Source organism: Xanthomonas boreopolis (genome assembly GCF_046529185.1).
Taxonomy (GTDB): domain Bacteria; phylum Pseudomonadota; class Gammaproteobacteria; order Xanthomonadales; family Xanthomonadaceae; genus Pseudomonas_S; species Pseudomonas_S boreopolis.
In genome coordinates, this window is record NZ_CP097162.1 from 1,415,973 (window position 1) to 1,432,078 (window position 16,106).

The following is a 16,106-nucleotide window of genomic DNA, read 5'->3' on the forward strand; positions in this document are numbered from 1 at the left end:
GCCCGGGATTATAGCGGGCTTCCTGGCGCGGCCGGCGCGGGCGCGGAGACGGCAGGCCGCGCGAAGCGCAGCTCGCCCAAGGGGCCGGCCATCCGGAAGGGCACCGACACCAGCCGCATTCCGCGGTTGAGTTGTACGGCAAAATGCAGGTGCGGGCCGGTGCTCAGGCCGGTGTTGCCGGACAGCCCGAGCCGGTCGCCGGCGCGCACGCGCTGGCCGGGCCGGACCCCGGTACCGCCGGGGGCGAGATGCGCGTAGAGGGCCATGCTGCCGTCGGCATGCAGGACGCGGACGAGGTTGGCCTGCGTTCCGAACCGTGCCGGGTCGCGCCCGCCCTCGCGGAAGTCGCCGCGTATCTCCATCACGACACCCTCGCGGGCCGCGAGTACCGGCGTGCCTTCCGGCAGGGCGAAGTCCAGCGCGTGGAAGTTGGCGGGGTCGCGATGGCTGAACGCGCCGCCGAATCCCTGGCCGACATGGACCGGGACGCCGGAGAACGGCAGGCGGTAGACGACGTCGTCCGCGCGGCCTCGCGGCGAGCCGGGAACGGCGTCGATGTCCAGCCGCAGGGGCGGCATCTTGCCGGGAGCCGACGGATAGAGCCGCGCGGCGAGCCGGCGCTCTCCCGCCTCCAGTTCCAACGTCACCGGCAAGGCCGGTACGGCCCTGGGCCCGCCGCCGGCATCGCCCACCAGGCGGACCTGGACGGGCCCGGCCAATGGGTTGCCGATCCAAGCCCGCTGGATGCCGCCTTCGTCCTCGATCTGCAGCCAGCGCGGCGGCGCGGCGGCCGGGGCGGATGCAGCGGGGGCGGGCGTTTCTCGGTGGCGCCAATCCAGCAGGCGCTGGGCCATCGCCAGCGCGGGGATGCACGCGAGCAGGGCGGCGCAGCAGAGGCGGAGGGAGCGCTGGGGCACGGGCGCGGATGGCTGAATGGGGGGCGGATTATCGCGGGCGATCGTAACCGTTGAAATCGTATCGCTTCATCCGAATAAAGCGATTGACATGCTCGGGGGGCGGTGGCATCGTAGCCGCACCATCGAGACCGGCGGAGGGACAGGCCCTTTGATGCCGGGGCAACCAGCGCGGCGCAAGCCGCGTGTTCGGTGCCAAATCCTGCGGGGACCCCGCGTCCGCCGAAAGATGGTTCGAACCTTGCCTTCCGCAGGTCGAACGCGAGCTCCGCGAAGCTCGATGGCCGTTTTCCCCCGGAATCCCGCCATGAGCCTCGCCCAAGCCGTTTCCCGCAACGCCTATGCCTACACGCCCGTCGCCGACGACGAGGGGCGCATCGCCGTGCGCGGCGAGGTGGTGGTGGCGTTGCCGATGCGCCATGCCGGCCTGCGCAATGTCGTGCTGCGCTACGAGCTGGTCGGCGCGGCCGACGCGCCGGTGGTGTTCGTGGCCGGCGGCATCTCGGCGCATCGCCATGTCGCATCGAATGCGCTGTTCCCGGAGAAGGGCTGGGCGGAAGGATTGCTGGACGCCGGGCGTACGCTGGCGCCGGCGCGGTGCCGGGTCCTGGCCTTCGATTTCCTCGGTGCCGACGGGACGCTCGATGCGCCGATCGACACCGCCGACCAGGCCGATGCGATCGCCGCGCTGCTCGACGCGCTCGGTATCGAGCGCTTGCAGGGCTATGTCGGCTATTCCTATGGCGCGCTGGTCGGCCTGCAGTTCGCGATCCGGCATGCGCCGCGGGTTCGGAAGCTGGTCGCGGTCAGCGGCGCGCATCGCGCGCACCCGTACGCGGCGGCCTGGCGCGCGCTGCAGCGCCGCGCGGTCGCGCTGGGCCAGCTGCAATGCGCCGAGAGCCATGGGCTGTCGCTGGCGCGCCAGTTCGCGATGCTCAGCTATCGCACCCCCGAGGAGTTCGGCGAGCGCTTCGACGCGGCGCCGGAAGTGATCAACGGCCGCGTACGCGTGGCCGCCGAGGACTACCTCGACGCGGCCGGCGCGCAGTACGTCGCCCGCACCCAGGTCAACGCCTACCTGCGCCTGTCCGAATCCATCGACCTGCACCGCATCGATCCCGCCGCGGTCGCCGTGCCGACCATCGCGGTCGCGGTCGAGGGCGACCGGCTGGTGCCGCTGTCGGACATGGTCGCCCTGGTCGAAGGCCTGGGCCCGCGCGGCAGCCTGCGCGTGCTGCGTTCGCCCTACGGCCACGACGCCTTCCTGAAGGAAACCGATCGCATCGACGCGATCCTCGCCACCGCCTTTCGCGCTACCGGAGAAACCGCATGAGCTTCCACGACACCGACCTTCCCTGTAGCCCGGCCACCGGCGCGGTGCGCGCCGGCATCGATCGCGATGCCGCCTACGGCGCGGTGACCCCGCCGATCGTGCTGTCGTCGAACTTCTCGTTCGACGGCTTCGGCAACAAGCGCGAGTACGACTACACGCGCAGCGGCAACCCGACCCGCGACCTGCTCGGCGAGGCGCTGGCGCAGCTGGAGGGCGGCGCCGGCGGCGTGGTCACCTCCACCGGCATGGGCGCGATCAACCTGGTGCTCAACGCGCTGCTGCAGCCGGGCGACAAGCTGGTGGTGCCGCACGACGCGTACGGCGGCAGCTGGCGCCTGTTCAACGCGCTGGCCAAGAAGGGCCATTTCGAGCTGATCACCGCCGACCTGACCAACCCGGTGTCGCTGGGCGAGGCGCTGGCGCAGGCGCCGAAGCTGGTGCTGATCGAGACCCCGTCCAACCCGCTGCTGCGCATCACCGACCTGCGCTTCGTCATCGATGCCGCGCACAAGGCCGGCGCGCTCGCGGTGGTGGACAACACCTTCCTGTCGCCGGCGCTGCAGCGGCCGATCGAGTTCGGCGCCGACCTGGTGGTCCACTCCACCACCAAGTACGTCAACGGCCACAGCGACGTGGTCGGCGGCGCGGTGGTCGCGCGCGATGCCGAGCTGCACCAGCAGCTGGTCTGGTGGGCGAACGCGCTGGGCCTGACCGGCTCGCCGTTCGATGCGTTCCTCACCTTGCGCGGCCTGCGCACGCTGGACGCGCGCCTGCGCGTGCACCAGGAGAACGCGCAGGCGGTGGTGGCGCTGCTCGACGGCCACGACGCGGTGTCGAAGGTGTACTACCCCGGCCTGGCCTCGCACCCGGGGCACGCGCTGGCGGCGCGCCAGCAGAAGGGCTTCGGCGCGATGATCTCCTTCGAGCTGGACGGCGGCGAAGCGGCGGTGCGCGCGTTCGTCGATGGCCTGCGCTACTTCACGCTGGCCGAGTCGCTGGGCGGCGTGGAGAGCCTGGTCGCGCACCCGGCCTCGATGACGCATGCGGCGATGACGCCGGAAGCGCGCGCCAAGGCGGGCATTTCCGACGGCTTGCTGCGCCTGTCGGTGGGCATCGAGGCGGCCGAGGACCTGGTGGCCGACCTGCAGGCCGGCTTGGCGCGCGCCGCGGCAGTGCTGGCGGAGTCCAAACGCAAGCTCGCCGACGCATGAGCTCGGTCGTGTGCTTGGCCTCGGCGACGGCGCCGAGGCCCCGATTGGGCTTGCTCGGCACCGGCGTGGTCGGCACGGCCTTCGTGGCCCGCTACGAACGCCTACGCACGCGCGGGCTGGCGCTGCCGCCGCTGCTGTGGCTGGCCAATTCGCGCGCCTTGCAGCATTGCGCGGAGGGCGCCGAGCGCGCGCTGCTGCAGGCCCGCAATGCGCCCGCGCGCAGCGATGCCGGTGGCTTGCCGCCCTGGGCCGAAGGCGAGGCGCTGCGGGCCGGCGACATCGTGGTGGACGCCACCGCCAGCGACGCGGTCGCCGGCTGGCACGTGGACTGGCTCGCGCGCGGCGTGCACGTGGTCACCGCCAACAAGCTCGGCAACGGCGCGGCGCTGGGGCGGGCGCAGGCGATCGCACGGGCACGTGCCGAGTCCGGCGCGCATTACGGCGATGCCGCCACCGTCGGCGCCGGCCTGCCGCTGCTGCGCAGCCTGCGCGCGCTGGTGGCCGGCGGCGACCGCATCCATCGCGTGGAAGGCGTGCTGTCCGGCTCGCTGGCGTGGCTGTTCAACCACTACGACGGCATGCGGCCATTCTCGGGGTTCGTGCGCCAGGCGCGCGAAGCCGGCTATACGGAACCCGACCCGCGCATCGACCTGTCCGGCGAGGACGTGCGCCGCAAACTGCTGATCCTGGCACGCGCGGCGGGCATGCCCTTGCAGTCCGACGATGTGCAGGTGGCCTCGTTGGTGCCGGCGTCGCTGCAGCGGTTGCCGTTGGCCGAGCTGGATGCGGCGCTTGGCCAGTTGGACGAGCCGTTGTCCGGGCGCTTCCGCGAGGCGCATCGCAGTGGCGCGCGGCTGCGTTTCCTCGGCCGGTTCGAGCAAGGACAGGCGAGCGTCGGCCTGCAGGAGTTGCCGGTGGAGCATCCGCTGTGCGGCGGTGGCGGGACCGACAACCGGGTGGCGATCTACAGCGACCGCTACGACGTGCAGCCGTTGGTGGTGCAGGGGCCGGGCGCGGGCGCGGAAGTGACGGCCGCGGCGTTGCTGGACGACGTGCTGCGCATCGCGGTGTGATCGCGGAAAACGCATGCAGTGCGGGGAGGGCGGGCCGTAGCCCGCCCTCCAACCTTCCATCGCGGGCTTACTTCAGTCCTTCGCCCAGGGTGCGCAGCAGCTCGCCCTGGTAGTCGCCGCTGAACTCCCAGAAGAAGGCGCCGCCCAGGCCCTGCACCTTCACGTAGTTCATCTTCTCGGTGACCATCGCCGGGTTGTCGTAGCTCCAGAACGTGTTGCCGTCGTACTTCCAGTGCGCACGCGCCTGCGCATCGATGTAGCTGGTGCCGGCACGACCGCGCAGGACCTTGTAGTCCTCGTTGCCGGCCTCGTAGGTGCCCGGCGCCGCGCTGCCGTTCTGGTACAGGCCGTTGTTGGCGCTGGATACGCCCGTCCAGCCGCGGCCGTAGAAGCCGATGCCGAGGTTGAGCTTGGACGCCGGCACGCCGCGGTCGAGGAACGCCTGGATGGCGTCGTTGCTGTTGTAGTAGCGCTGGTCGCCGGTGGACGGATCGCTGGGCGAGCTGAACAGCGCCGAGTGGTGGTTGGTCTTGGCATCCCAGGTGCCATGGAAGTCATAGGTCATGACGTTGATGTAGTCCACGGACGCGGCATACAGGTTGGGATCGGTCACGCGCACCTTGTCCACGCCGGCGCCGACGGCCACCGTGAGCAGCAGGCCCGGACGCACCTCATCGAGCTGGCGGCGGAACTCGGCCAGCAGTGCGGTGTAGTTCTGGCGCTCTTCTGCGGTGCCGCAGGCCAGGCCGCAGGCAGCGGGGTATTCCCAGTCGATGTCGATGCCGTCGAACACGCCCGCCGCCGCTCCCGTGCCGCCCGCACCGTCGGTCACCGGCAGGTTGCCGCGAATGTAGGCGTCGATGCACGAGGCCACGAACGCCTGGCGGTTCTCCGGGCGCGCCGCGCTGGCGAAGCCGCGCGACCAGGTCCAGCCGCCGAGCGAGATCAGCACCTTCAGCCCGGGGTGCTTGGCCTTGAGCTTCTTGAGCTGGTTCCAGTTGCCGCGCAGCGGCTGGTCCCAGGTGTCGCCCACGCCATCCACGCTCTGTCCGGCCGCGAACGACTTGGTGTAGTCGGCGAACGCATCGCCGCCTTCGCCGGTGGATTCGTTCGAGGGAATCGTCTTGCCGACCTCGCACACGTTGTTGCGCACGTTGCCGAAGGCGTAGTTGATGTGGGTCAGGTAGCCTGCCGCGCCGCTGCTCTCGATGTCCTTCACCTGGTAGTTGCGGCCGTAGATGCCCCATTGGGTGAAGTAGCCGATGACGCGCTTGTTGCCGCCGTTGCCAGTGCCCGCCTGCGTGCGCACGCTGATCTGCGCGCTGTTGGCCGAGACGTTGCCGGCGTTGTCGCGCGCGCGCACGGTGTAGGTGTACGCGGTGTCGGGCTGCAGCGCGGAGTCGGTGTAGGACGGGGTGGTGGGCGAGCCGACCAGCGTGCCGTTGCGGTACACGTCGTAGCCTGCCAGGCCGCTGCCGCCGGCATCGGTGGAGGCGCTCCAGGCCAGAGTGATGCTCGCGCTGGTCTGCGAGGTGGAGGCCAGGCCCGTCGGCACGCTCGGGGCGGTGGTGTCGGTGCTGGTGGCGTTGACGGTGATGGGGACCGCGCCGGACGTGGTGGTGGCGCCGGCGTTGTCGGTGGCCTTGGCGGTGAGCGAATAGCTGCCCGCCGTCGCGCCGCTCCAGGTCACGCTGTAGGGCGCGCTGGTATCGCTGCCGAGCGAAGTGGTGCCGCGGAAGAACTCGACCTTGCTGATCGTGCCGTCGCTGTCGCTCGCGGCGGCGGAGAGCGTGATGGTGGCGCCCGCGCTGTAAGTGGTGCCTGCGGTGGGCGCGGTGAGCGCGACGGTGGGCGGCGTGTTGCCGCCGGTGGTGCCGCAGGTGCCGAGCTCCTGGTACCAGCCGCAACTGGTGCAGTAGGTGGGGGCGACGTTCCAGATCTGCGTCGTGGTCTGGTAGAGCTTGCCCTGGTAGGTCAGCTTCGCGCCGGCCTGGTAGATCGTGGCGGCGTTCCATTCGGATACGCCACTACAGGAAACGGACTGAGCCTGGGCCTGGAAAGCCAGGGCCAGGCCGGTGCAACCGCACAACAGCCAAGCTAAGGCGTGTTTCACGTTCACGATAGATCTCCTGTCCGGTAGATGGATGTCCCTTCCCCGGCGTTGCGCCGGGTTTTCCCCCTGTGGCAACGAACTGCGGTGATCGCGAAGCGGGCCAGGCCATCGCGGCCGGCGGACAGACCTTCTCTTGGTGATGATAACGTTGTCAACAAAGCGTCATCAGCGAGCCGCCAGACTGTGACGGTCTTCCGGTGACAACGTTTACAGCGAGGGCCGGGTGCTGCGCCGCCGCATGGCGGCGACGCAGCGGCACGTGGCGGTCAGTCGGCCAGGGCCTTGAGCAGCGCGGCGTTGAAACGGGCCGGATCCTGCACCTGCGGCGAGTGGCCCAGTTCGGGGAACTCCACCAGCTTCGCGCCGGGGATCGCGGCGGCGGCGCGCTTGCCGAGCGCAGGATAGTCGCCCAGCTTCGCCCTGGCCTCGGGCGGTGCCAGGGCCTTGCCGATGGCCGTGTTGTCCTTCTGGCCGATGAAGAGCGTGGTCGGCACGCGCAGCAACGGCAGTTCGTGGACCACCGGCTGGTTGAGCACCATGTCGGAAGTCAACGCCTGGTTCCAGGCCACGGCCTGCTTGCCGGGGCCCGCGTACATGCCCGCCTGCATGCGCGCCCAGTGCTCGAACTCCGGCTTCCATTCGCCGGCGTAGTAGGTGGCGAGCTGGTACCGCCTGATGCTCTCGTAGTCGGTCTTGAGTTCGCCGGCGTACCAGGCGTCCACGTCCTGCCAGGGCACGCCCGCGGCCTTCCAGTCCTCCAGGCCGATCGGGTTGACCAGCACCAGGTGTTCGGTCGCCTGCGGATACGTCAGCGCGTACCGGATCGCGAGCATGCCGCCCATCGAGTGGCCGGCGATCACGGCGCGGTCGATACCGAGCTTTTCCAGCAGCGCATGGGTGTTGCCGGCGAGCTGGGCGAACGAGAACTGGTAGGCGGCGGGCTTGCTGGATTTGCAGAAGCCGACCTGGTCCGGCGCGATCACGCGGTAGCCGGCCCGGCTGAGCGCGTCGATGGCGTGCTGCCAGGTGGCGGCGCAAAAGTTCTTGCCGTGCAGCAGCACGACGGTGCGGCCGTTCGGCGTGCTCGAAGCGGCGACATCGAGGTAGGCCATCTCCAGTGCCTGCCCCTGCGAGCGGAACGCGTAGGTGTGCACGGGGTACGGGTAGTCGAAGCCTTCCAGCCGGGGGCCGTAGGTTTCGCTGGCGTGGCCGGAAAAGGCCACGGCGAGGGCAAGCGCCGGGATCAGGGATTTCATGGCGGTCGTCGCGACAGGGGATCGCCCGAATGTAAACGATCCGGGCGAACCTGCCGCGACGCCCGTCACTCCCCGGGCGTCGCGCTCAGCATTCGATGACGTTCACCGCCAGCCCGCCGCGGCTGGTTTCCTTGTACTTGTCCTGCATGTCGCGGCCGGTGTCGCGCATGGTCTTGATGACCTTGTCGAGCGAGACCTTGTGCTTGCCGTCGCCGCGCATGGCCATGCGCGCGGCGTTGATCGCCTTGACCGCACCCATCGCGTTGCGCTCGATGCAGGGGATCTGCACCAGCCCGCCGATCGGATCGCAGGTCAGGCCGAGGTTGTGTTCCATGCCGATCTCGGCGGCGTTCTCGACCTGCCCGGGGTTGCCGCCGAGCGCGGCCGCGAGCCCGGCGGCGGCCATCGAGCAGGCCACGCCGACCTCGCCCTGGCAGCCGACCTCGGCGCCGGAGATCGAGGCGTTCTCCTTGTAGAGGATGCCGATCGCCGCGGCGGTGAGCAGGAAGTCGAACACGCGCTGCTCGCTGCTGCCCGGGCAGAACCGGTCGAAGTAGTGCAGCACCGCCGGGATGATGCCCGCCGCGCCGTTGGTCGGGGCGGTGACCACGCGTCCGCCGGCGGCGTTTTCCTCGTTGACGGCGAGGGCGTACAGGTTGACCCAGTCGAGCGTGGTCAGCGGGTCGCGCATCGCCGCCTCCGGCTTGGAGGACAGTTCGCGGTACAGCGCCGGCGCGCGGCGCGCCACGTGCAGCCCGCCCGGCAGCGTGCCTTCCTCGCGGATGCCGCGTGCCACGCAGCTCTGCATCGCTTCCCAGATCTCGCGCAGGCCGGCGCGGATCTCGTCCTCGCCGCGCCAGCTCTTTTCGTTCTCGAACATCAGCTCGGCAATGCTCAGGCCGCTGCGCGCGCACTGCGCCAGCAGTTCGTCGCCGCTGTTGAAAGGGTAGGGCAGCGGCGTGGCGTCGGGCACGATGCGGTCGTCCGCGGCATCGTCGGCGTTGACCACGAAGCCGCCGCCGACCGAGTAGTAGTCGCGCGTGGCGATCACTTCGTCGCCGGCGCCGTAGGCGGTGAAGCGCATGCCGTTGGTGTGGTACGGCAGCTTCTGGCGCTTGTTCATCAGCAGATCGCGCTTCTCTTCGAAGGCGATCTCGTGCTGGCCCATCAGCTTGATGCGCTTTTCGGCGCGGATGCGCTGCAGCGTGGCCGGGATGATGTCCGGGTCGATCAGGTTGGGGCGGTGGCCTTCCAGCCCGAGCAGGATCGCCTTGTCGGTGCCGTGGCCGCGCCCGGTCAGCGCCAGCGAGCCGAACACCTCGGCGCGCACGCGCACCACGTCCCCGAGCCGGCCCGGATCGAGCAGCCAGCGATGGATGAAGCGTTCGGCCGCGCGCATCGGGCCCACGGTATGGGAGGAACTCGGGCCGATGCCGATCTTGAACAGGTCGAAGGTGCTGACTGCCATGCTTGCGGAGGAAAGACGAGAAATCCGGATATTCTACGGGCCCGCCGCCATTGCCATGGCCTGCACCGCAGCATCCGCGCCCTCCCGTCCATGCCGTTGATCCTCTACCAGCGCGACGACTGCCATCTGTGCGACGCCGCCGTCGCCGTGCTGGCGCAGGCACGCGCCGGCGATTTCGCCAGCGTATTCATCGACGACGACGAGGCCCTGGAGGCGCGCTACGGCACGCGCGTGCCAGTGCTCGCGGACGTGAACGGACGCGAACTGGACTGGCCGTTCGACGTCGCGCGGTTGCGCGGTTGGCTCGACGGGAGCGGATGAGGCCGCCCGGCCCGTCGATCAGCGCCCTTCGCCCGGTCGGTCGAGCAACGGCAGGATGTTCGCCTTGGCGAAACGGATGAAGGCCTCGGTCCGTTCGGGATCGGGGGGCACGTCGCCCACGACCAGGCCTCGATAGGCGTCGCGGGCCTCGCGCAGGATCGGCCGGTGCTCGCCGGGCAGGCGTTCCAGCAGCCAATCCGCGGCGCTGTCCTTGGGGGCGATCCGCCCCGTCGAGGCGCTGTACCAGATGCGGGCGAGCGCGAGCATGATGTGCCGTTCCTCGCCTTGCCAGTCCTCGGCGGAATTCCATTGCGCCACGGTATCGGCCAGGGCGCCGGCGAAGTCGCGTGCGGGGACCGGGTCGAACAGCGCCTGCGCCGGCGGGCCGAACAGCGCGAGGCTGTGCTGCCTCGCCTTCGTCAGCAATATCGCCAGGTCGTGGTCGAGCATGGGCGGTTCGAACGTGCCGTCCAGCAGGTCCTGCCGGAGCCATTCGCCGAACTGCAGTTCGCGCCGGGCAGGGTAGCGCCAGGGCACCACCTCGCCATGGGCGACGACGGTCACTTCCAGCGGGCGCCACGACGGATCGCCGGGCGGCGCCGAGACGGCCAGAAGATCGAGCAGGAGCGCCCGGCGGACGGATTCGCCGGGCGCGACGCGGGCGGTGACCAGCAGGTCGATGTCGCTTTGCGGCTTGAGGCCGCCGTCCATCGCCGAGCCGAACAGGTGGATGGCCTGCAGCGTGGTGCCGAGGTGATGTTCGATCGTGGCGCAGGCGCGCGCGGTCTGTTGCGCGATTTCTTCAGGCAGGTGCCGGGGCATTCCGATGCGTGTCTGGAAAGGAATGCCCGATTGTGGCGCATGCGGCGCAAAAAAACGGCGGACCCGACGAGTAGTCCGCCGCGCAACGGCATGTGGAGCCGCATGCCGGTATGGCGATCACTTCGCCTTGAGGATCACCTTGGTGCTGATCGCGGTCTCGTTCGGGATGGTCTTGGTGTCGGCCCAGTCGCCGCCGCCCACACCGAAGTCGAGGCGGTTCACCGTGGCCTTGCCCGAGAGCACCGGCTGCGCGCCGGGCGTCCAGGTGAAGGTCAGCGTCACCGGCTTGGCCACGCCGCGCAGCTCCAGGGTGCCGTCGGCGGCGTACTGGTTGCCGCCTAGCGCGCGGAACTTGTCGGCGCGGTAGTGGGCGGTGGCGAACTTGGCGACGTCGAAGAAGTCCGGGCCCTGCAGGGTCGAGTCGCGGTCGCTGTTGCCGCTCTTGGCGCCGGCGAGCGGGATGGTGACGTCGAGCTTGCTGGCCGCGAGATTGGCCGGGTCGAAGCTCAGCTGGGTGTCGAAGCCGGGAAAGGTGCCGGTGAACACCTCGCCGTCGTACTTGGTGGCGAAGACCAGGATCGACCCCGGTGCCTGCACGTAGTCGGCGGCGATGGCGGGCGCGGTGGCGAGCATCGCGGCCAGCGAGGCGGCCACGGCGGCAGGAGCGGGGAAGCGGAACGACATGGCGGGAGTCCTCATTGCTTGGGGGGGAGCCAACCCTGCGGCAGCATGCGCGCCAAGGTGGCGTCGCGCTGGAACAGGTGGTGGTAGAACGCGGCGCCGGCATGGGCGAGCACCACGGCGATCAGCAGCCAGAAGCCCCATTCGTGCGCGGAGTGCGACAGCGCGCGCAATTGCTCGTCGGGCGGGCTGAGCTTGGGCATCTCGAACAGGCCGAACCAATGGAACGGGCGCAGTCCGCTGGCCGAGTCGTACAGCCAGCCAGACAGCGGGATGGCGAAGATCAGCACGTACAGCAGCACGTGCGTGGCCGCGGCGATGCGTTCCTGCCAGCCGGGCGTGCCGGGCTCGGGCCTGGGCGCGCCGGCGTACAGGCGCCATGCCAGGCGCACGACGGCCAGCGCCAGCACGGTGATGCCCAGCGACTTGTGCGCGGTGTAGACCCAGAAGTACTTCGGCGTCTTGGGCAGGTCGCCCATGGTCAGCCCGACGATGCCCAGCAGCAGGATCAGCAGGGCGATCAGCCAATGCAGGAGCTGGCTCACGCCGCCCCAGCGGTCGGCGGTGTTCTTCAAGGTCATGGCGTGGTTTCCGGCGTTGGCGTGGGGGCGTCGGGGGCTGGGGATCCGTCGTCGGCCTTGCCCTCGCGCACGGCCTCGGCCTCGATGCGCAGTTCCACCGTGTCGCCGATCATCGACTTCCATGCGTCGATGCCGAAGTCGCTGCGTTGCAGCGTGGCGTTCGCGGAAAAGCCGGCGGTGCGGCGGAACGGCGGCAGCGGGTGGCGCTTGAGCGCGTTGAGGGTGACCTCCAGGGTCGCCTCGCGGGTGACCCCGCGCAGGGTCAGCTGGCCGACCACCTTGGCCCGGCCGGGGCCCTGCGGTTCGACCCGGGTGGAGACGAAGTGCGCCTCGGGAAAGCGCTCGCCGTCGAGCAGGCTGCGCGCCAGTACGGACTGGGTCCACTTGGGATCGCCCAGGTCGACCCGGGCGATCGGGACGCGCACGTCCAGGCGCGCGCCGGCCCAGTCGTCCGGGTCGAACACCAGCGTGCCGGTGCTGCCGGAGACCGTGCCCAGCGCCTTGGAGAAGCCGGCATGGTCGATGGCGAACAGGACCCGGGTGTGTACCGGGTCCAGTTCGTAGCGGGCCGGGGCCGCCGCGGCCGCGAAGGCGGCTAGGGCAAGGGCCGGGGCGAGCAGCAGGCGGAGGCGGGAGCGGGTCATGGGCCGGGATTCTAGGCATATCCCGGCCGGGCACGCTCGGCTTGCGCCCGCAACGATCCGTTGCGAGCATCTCGGGTTCGACGGTGAAGGAACGCCCATGCGTGCGCTGAAAATCCTGCTGGCGGTGGCGCTGCTGCTGCACCTGCCCGCGCTGGCGGCGGTGCCGCAGATGCCGCGCTTCCGCCTGATCGACGCGACCTCGGGCCTGCCGTCCAGCTCGATCACCGCGATGGCGCAGGACCGGGCGGGCTACCTGTGGCTGGCGACCGGCGACGGCCTGGCGCGCTACGACGGTACCGGCTTCCAGGTCTGGCGCCACGACCCGGCCGACCCGCGTTCGCTGGCCGGCAATTCGGTGCAGACGCTGTACATCGACGCGCAGGACCGGATCTGGGTGAGCTCGGAGAGCGCGGGCATCAGCGTGCTCGATGCCGCCCGCACCGGTTTCCGCCGGTTCAACCACGCCAACCAACCGCGGATGAGCAACGACGACGTGTTCGTGCTCACCGGCCGGGGCAGCGAGATCTGGTTCGGGAACTACGGCGGCGACGTGCATCGCATCGATGCGGAGGGGCACGTCACCCGCTTCGACCTGGACCGGATGGAGGACCCATTGCCGCGCAGCCACGTGATGGCATTGGCGGTGGATGGCGACGGCCGGCTCTGGGTGGGGACGCCGGAAGGGCTGGCCTGGTTCGACGGGAAGCGCATGCACCGCGAGTACCTGCCGGATCCCGGGGCCGGCGTGTATTCGCTGGCGTGGACCGGCGGCATGCTGTGGGCAGGCAGCTCCAAGGGCATCTACCGGCGCGGCGCGGACGGGCATTGGCGGGCGCCGGCGTGGGCGCCGATGTTCGCCGGCGGCAACCTGCTGTGGTCGGTGGTGGATGCCGGCGACGGCGAGTTCTGGCTGGGCACGGAGAAGGGCTTGTGGCGCACGCGCGGCGAGCAGGCGCCGATACCGGTGTTCGACGGCGAGGCGCCGCTGGTGAGCGGCCGCAACGTGCAGGCGCTGCTGCGCGGCGGCGATGGCGGGCTGTGGGTGCCGATCCACGGCCGCGGCCTGGCCTACCTGCGCGAGGACTGGAAGCGCACCGCGGTCTTCCACCCGCCGCACGACCTGGGCGATGGCATCTATTGCAGCCTGATGCCGGCGGCGCACTCGGGCGGGTTGTGGCAGATCGATCCGCAGGGGCGGCTGCAGCGCTTCGACATCCAGACCGGCGAGGCGACGCTGACCGGCTGGCAGCACGACAAGCTGCGCTCGATGCAGGTGACCGCCGCGCACGAGGACCGGCGCGGCCGCCTGTGGCTGGGCAATCTCGACAGCGGCCTGGCGCGGCTGGACTTGCGCACCGGCGCGTTCCGGGAGTGGCCGCCGAGCGGCCCCGATCCCAGCCCCCAGTACGGCGCGCCGGACTGGGTGGTGGAGGCCGAGGACGGCAGCATCTGGGTGTCCACGCTCGGCGTACTGCAGCACCGCGACGGCGAGACCGGCAAGCTGCTCGACGAGATCCCCGGCGGGCATGGGCCGACCGAGAGCAACGTCGAGCAGCTCGGGCTGGGGCCCGACGGCGGGATCTGGGTGGCCGGCGGCGGTGGCGTGGCGGCATGGCAGCCGCGGACGCGGCGCTTCGAGCCGGTGCCGGGCCTGGAAGGCGCGCGCGTCTACGGCTTCGCCTTCAACGATCCACGGCATGTCTGGCTGCATCGCATGGCCGGATTGGAGCGCTGGCGCCGCGACGGCGCGCGCTGGGTGCGCGAGACCGCGATCGGCCCGGCCCAGGGACTGCCGGCCCTGGAGTCGATGGGCATGCAGCTGGATGCGGCGGGACGGATCTGGCTGGCGACCCAGCGCGGGCTGTGGCGGGTGGATGCCACGCAGGACCGGCCGCACCTGCGCGGCTTCGGCTTGCGCGACGGGCTCACCAGCCAGGAGTTCATCGATGGCTGCCTGCTGATGGCGCAGGACGGCGTGCTGGTTGGCGGCACCGCCGACGGCTACGTGGTGCTGCTGGACACGACGATGCCGGACCCGGCGCCGTTCACGCCGGAAATGATGCTGGAGGGAGCCAGCGTGCTGCGCGAGGGCCGGCGCGTGGACCTGGCCGGCGACGGTTTCGTCCTGCATGCCGACGACCGGCAACTGCAGGTCGGCATGCGCCTGCTCTCGTTCGGCGACCCCACCGCCAACCGCTATCGTTCCTGGCTGCATGGCCTGGACACCGGTTGGGTGGAACAGGGCACGACCGGCATGCGCGAGTTCTCCGCGCTGCCGGCCGGCGACTACACGCTGGACTTGCAGGGCGTGGACGCGGCGGGCAATGCCTCGAAGGTGCGCACCCTGCGCTTCTCGGTGGCGCCGCCATGGTGGCGCAGCGGGTGGGGCATGGCGGCGCTGGCGGCGGTGGTGGCCGTGTCCGCCGTGTTGCTGGCGGCGCTATACCGGCGGCGGGTGCGGGTGCGCAGCGAGCGCCAGCTGGAACAGCACAAGCGCGAGCTGGCCGAGCATGCTTCCGAGGCCAAGAGCCGGTTCCTGGCGACGCTCGGCCACGAGGTGCGCACGCCGATGACCGGGGTGCTCGGCATGGCGGAACTGCTGCTGGCCACGCCGCTGGATGCGCGCCAGCACGGCTACGCGGCTTCGATCCAGTCGGCCGGCAAGCACCTGCTGCGCTTGGTCAACGATGCGCTGGACCTGGCGCGCATCGAGGCCGGCAAGCTGCCGCTGGACGCGCGCAACTTCGACCTGCGGGAAATGCTCGACCAGGTCTGCGCGCTGGTGCGGCCGATGGCCGAGGCCAAGGGCCTGCGCTTCGAGTTCCGCAGCGAGCCGAACCTGCCGCGCGCGCTGCACGGCGACAGCAACCGCGTGCAGCAGATCCTGCTCAACCTGCTGGTCAACGCGATCAAGTTCACCGAGCGCGGCCATGTCTCGCTGCATGCGGCACGGCCGCCGGGCGGCGGCGTCGGCAGCGGCATCTGGTTCGAGATCCGCGATACCGGCCCCGGCATCGGCGTCGAGCAGCGCGAGCGGTTGTTCCGCCGCTTCGAACAGGCCGACGGCGCGCGCACCGCGGCGCGCTACGGGGGCAGCGGCCTGGGCCTGGCGATCTGCCGCGAACTGGCGATCGCGATGGGAGGCCGCATCGATGTCGACAGCGCGCTCGGGCAGGGCACGCGCTTCGAGGTGGAATTGCCGCTGCGCTGGTCGGCGGGCGCGGCCCCGGCCGCGGCAGGGATGGCGCCCCGTTCGCCGGCGCGTTCGTTGCGGCTGTTGCTGGTGGAGGACGACCCGACCGTCGCCGAGGTGATCGGCGGGCTGCTGCGCGCGCGCGGACACGAGGTGATACACGCCGTGCACGGGCTGGCGGCGCTGGCGGAGGTGGCGTCGGGCGCGTTCGACGCCGGTTTCTGCGATCTCGATCTGCCGGGGCTCGATGGCCTGGCGCTGGTTCGGCAGTTGCGCGCGATGGGTCATGCGTTCCCGCTGGTGGCGATCACCGCCCGTTCCGATGCCGATGCCGAGCCCGATGCGTTGGACGCCGGTTTCGACGGTTTCCTGCGCAAGCCGTTGACCGGCGACCTGCTGGAGGAGGCGTTGGCCGGCATACTGGACGGGGCGGGCTCGCCGATGGTGGATCGCTACCGCCATGAGTGAACGGATGCGGCGGCCCGCGAACAGGGAC

13 protein-coding genes and 1 riboswitch are annotated in these 16,106 nt (G+C 70.7%); of the genes, 5 read left to right on the forward strand and 8 right to left on the reverse strand.

Annotated elements, in window-relative coordinates:
* Window positions 1-8: 8 nt before the first annotated feature.
* Window positions 9-854, reverse strand: coding sequence for a M23 family metallopeptidase (locus M3M27_RS06285; RefSeq protein WP_434027966.1), 846 nt, complete (start codon window positions 852-854; stop codon window positions 9-11).
* A 179-nt stretch (window positions 855-1,033) separates the two neighbouring features.
* Window positions 1,034-1,150, forward strand: a riboswitch (SAM riboswitch).
* Window positions 1,151-1,221: 71 nt separating this feature from the next.
* Between M3M27_RS06285 and metX the strand changes: the two genes are divergently transcribed.
* Genes metX through M3M27_RS06300 form a run of 3 tightly spaced genes read left to right on the forward strand, consistent with a single transcriptional unit; the run spans window position 1,222 to window position 4,531 of the window.
* Window positions 1,222-2,247 carry a homoserine O-succinyltransferase MetX gene (metX, locus tag M3M27_RS06290; RefSeq protein WP_140719094.1) on the forward strand — a complete coding sequence of 342 codons (1,026 nt, stop codon included), beginning with the start codon at window positions 1,222-1,224 and terminating at the stop codon, window positions 2,245-2,247.
* Window positions 2,244-3,458, forward strand: coding sequence for an O-succinylhomoserine (thiol)-lyase (locus M3M27_RS06295; protein WP_434027501.1), 1,215 nt, complete (start codon window positions 2,244-2,246; stop codon window positions 3,456-3,458). The genes metX and M3M27_RS06295 overlap by 4 nt, the downstream gene beginning before the upstream one ends.
* The gene (locus M3M27_RS06300) at window positions 3,455-4,531 is read left to right on the forward strand and encodes a homoserine dehydrogenase (RefSeq protein ID WP_434027502.1); all 1,077 of its coding nucleotides are present in this window, start codon (window positions 3,455-3,457) and stop codon (window positions 4,529-4,531) included. The genes M3M27_RS06295 and M3M27_RS06300 overlap by 4 nt, the downstream gene beginning before the upstream one ends.
* Before the next feature lie 67 nt (window positions 4,532-4,598).
* Here M3M27_RS06300 and M3M27_RS06305 read toward each other — a convergent pair whose 3' ends face one another.
* The 3 genes from M3M27_RS06305 to M3M27_RS06315 form a co-directional block, all read right to left on the reverse strand.
* Complete coding sequence (locus M3M27_RS06305; RefSeq protein ID WP_434027503.1) at window positions 4,599-6,650, reverse strand: glycosyl hydrolase family 18 protein; 2,052 nt, start codon at window positions 6,648-6,650, stop codon at window positions 4,599-4,601.
* A gap of 260 nt (window positions 6,651-6,910) precedes the next feature.
* Entirely contained in the window at window positions 6,911-7,900 is a 990-nt protein-coding gene (locus M3M27_RS06310; protein ID WP_434027504.1) for an alpha/beta fold hydrolase, read from the reverse strand.
* Window positions 7,901-7,985: 85 nt separating this feature from the next.
* Window positions 7,986-9,368, reverse strand: coding sequence for an L-serine ammonia-lyase (locus tag M3M27_RS06315; protein ID WP_140719090.1), 1,383 nt, complete (start codon window positions 9,366-9,368; stop codon window positions 7,986-7,988).
* A 90-nt stretch (window positions 9,369-9,458) separates the two neighbouring features.
* On the opposite strand from M3M27_RS06315, the gene M3M27_RS06320 reads away from it, so the two are divergent.
* Window positions 9,459-9,689: a glutaredoxin family protein gene (locus tag M3M27_RS06320; protein ID WP_434027505.1), complete on the forward strand. Its 231-nt coding sequence runs from the start codon at window positions 9,459-9,461 to the stop codon at window positions 9,687-9,689.
* A gap of 18 nt (window positions 9,690-9,707) precedes the next feature.
* Here the strand turns inward: M3M27_RS06320 and M3M27_RS06325 are convergent, their stop codons facing one another.
* The 4 genes from M3M27_RS06325 to M3M27_RS06340 form a co-directional block, all read right to left on the reverse strand.
* Window positions 9,708-10,511: an AadA family aminoglycoside 3''-O-nucleotidyltransferase gene (locus M3M27_RS06325; RefSeq protein WP_434027506.1), complete on the reverse strand. Its 804-nt coding sequence runs from the start codon at window positions 10,509-10,511 to the stop codon at window positions 9,708-9,710.
* 117 nt (window positions 10,512-10,628) lie between these two features.
* The gene (locus M3M27_RS06330) at window positions 10,629-11,195 is read right to left on the reverse strand and encodes a YceI family protein (protein WP_434027507.1); all 567 of its coding nucleotides are present in this window, start codon (window positions 11,193-11,195) and stop codon (window positions 10,629-10,631) included.
* Window positions 11,196-11,206: 11 nt separating this feature from the next.
* Window positions 11,207-11,773: a cytochrome b gene (locus tag M3M27_RS06335; protein ID WP_140719086.1), complete on the reverse strand. Its 567-nt coding sequence runs from the start codon at window positions 11,771-11,773 to the stop codon at window positions 11,207-11,209.
* Complete coding sequence (locus M3M27_RS06340; RefSeq protein WP_434027508.1) at window positions 11,770-12,417, reverse strand: YceI family protein; 648 nt, start codon at window positions 12,415-12,417, stop codon at window positions 11,770-11,772. The genes M3M27_RS06335 and M3M27_RS06340 overlap by 4 nt, the downstream gene beginning before the upstream one ends.
* Before the next feature lie 97 nt (window positions 12,418-12,514).
* Here M3M27_RS06340 and M3M27_RS06345 point away from each other — a divergent pair, with 97 nt between their 5' ends.
* The gene (locus M3M27_RS06345) at window positions 12,515-16,078 is read left to right on the forward strand and encodes a hybrid sensor histidine kinase/response regulator (protein WP_434027509.1); all 3,564 of its coding nucleotides are present in this window, start codon (window positions 12,515-12,517) and stop codon (window positions 16,076-16,078) included.
* The last annotated feature ends 28 nt before the right edge of the window (window positions 16,079-16,106 follow it).